This window comes from Dactylosporangium siamense (assembly GCF_016862795.1).
Lineage (GTDB): Bacteria > Actinomycetota > Actinomycetes > Mycobacteriales > Micromonosporaceae > Dactylosporangium > Dactylosporangium siamense.
This window is the reverse complement of sequence record NZ_BONQ01000255.1, coordinates 1-1,983: the sequence shown is the minus strand read 5'-3', so window position 1 is coordinate 1,983 and position 1,983 is coordinate 1. Positions and strand designations below refer to the sequence as shown.

General features: G+C 69.0%; 1 protein-coding gene. It reads right to left on the bottom strand.

Annotated features, from left to right (window positions below):
- On the bottom strand, positions 1–1,983 hold a 1,983-nt coding region (locus Dsi01nite_RS56795), incomplete at both ends, for a condensation domain-containing protein (RefSeq protein ID WP_203854867.1).

Here is a 1,983-nt window from a genome sequence, read left to right as displayed (position 1 = left end):
GTCGCCGGTCCCGATCAGGTCATGCAAGCCCGCGACCAGCGGAACATCCACGGTGGGAGCATGCAGCGGCGGCTCGGGCGCGAACGACAGACGCGACAGCCGCACCGCCGGGTCCGCCGCGACCTGCGCCAGCAGGTGCTGGACCTGGTCGGACATCCTCACGATCGTGTCGGAGTTGAACAGGCGCGTCGCATACTCCAACGCCACCATCAACCCGCCGCCGGACTGCTCCGACACCATCAAGCGCAGATCGAACTTCGCCAACGCCTCCTGCGGCTCGCCCGGCTCGCCGTCCTGGTTCGTGAAGTAGTTGAACAACACCTGGAACAACGGCGTCCGGGACCGATCCCGGTCCGCCGACAGCTCATCGACCAGGCGCTCGAACGGCACATCCTGATGCGCGAACGCCGCCAGGGTCCGCGACCGGACCCGACCCAATACCTCCGCGAACGTCGGATCACCCGACAGGTCCGTGCGCAGCACCAAGGTGTTGACGAAGTAGCCGATCAGACCCTCGACCTCGGCCCGGTTCCGGTTCGCGATCGGCGTGCCCACCACGATGTCGTCCTGACCCGAATAACCGGACAGCAGCACCGTGTACGCCGCGAACATCGTCATGAACATCGACGCACCCGCACCACGCGACACCACACGCAGACCCTCAGCCACCTCCGCCGGCACCGCGAACTCCAGCAGCGCGCCCTCGGACGAGCGCACCGCCGGCCTCGGGTGATCCGTCGGCAGGTTCAGGGTCGGCGCGTCGGCCAGCGCCTCGCGCCAGTAGTCCAACTGGGTCTGCAGCGTCTCACCGGACAGCCACTGGCGCTGCCAGACGGCGAAGTCCGCGTACTGCACCGGCAGCGGCGGCAGCTCCTCCCCGGCCAGCAGCTCGCGCTGCAGGATGTCGGCCGACCACTCGTCGCCGACCACATGGTGCATAGCGAGCGCCAGCACGTGCTCGTCGGCGGCGATGCGCAGCAGGGTGGCCCGGAAGAGCGGGCCGGTGGCCAGGTCGAACGGGATCGTGGCGTCCGCCGCCAGCCACGCCTCGACCTCGCGGGCGGGCACGTCCACGACTGGCAGCTCGAACCGCTCGGGCGCCGGGTCGATGACCTGCCACGGCACGCCGTCGGCATCCGGCACCAACCTCGTACGCAACACCTCATGCCGGCGCACAAGACCCGCCAACGCCGCACCGAGAGCGTCGACGTCCAGGTCGCCTCCCGACAGCGAGATCGGCATCGGCAGGTTGTACTCGACCGACTCCGGCGCCAGCTGATGCAGGAACCACAGCCGCTGCTGCGCAAACGACAACGGCAACGGGCCAACTCGGTCCACCGCCACGATCGGCGGCGCGGTGGTCCCCGACGCCGCCTCGACAACCGCAGCCAGCCCGGCCACCGTCGGCGCATCGAAGACAGCCGCTACGGGAACCTCAACCCCGAACACACCCCGAATACGCGACACCACCTGTGTCGCCAACAACGAATGCCCGCCAAGGGCGAAGAAGTTGTCGGCCGCCCCGACCCGATCCATACCCAACAACTGCGCCCAAACCCCCGCCAACACTTCCTGCGTCGCGCCCCGCGGCGCCACAAACGCACCAGTCGGCCGCGACGCAGTGACGGCGGGCAGCGCCGCCCGGTCCACCTTGCCGTTGCGGTTCAAGGGCAACGCGGTGAGCTCAACAAACACGGCCGGCACCATGTACGACGGCAGCCGGGCACCCAGGAACTCCCGAAGCCCGTCCGTCTCGCCTACCAAGTAGGCGATCAGCCGGTCCCCGTCGGCGACCACTACAGCGGCGGACACTTCCGGGTGTCCGAGCAGGACATGCTCGATCTCGCCCGGTTCGATCCGGAACCCACGCACCTTCACCTGGTCATCGGAGCGGCCCAGGAACTCCACCTGACCGTCGGCACGCCAACGGGCCACGTCACCCGTGCGATACAACCGGGCGCCGCCACCGGACGGATCGGCGAC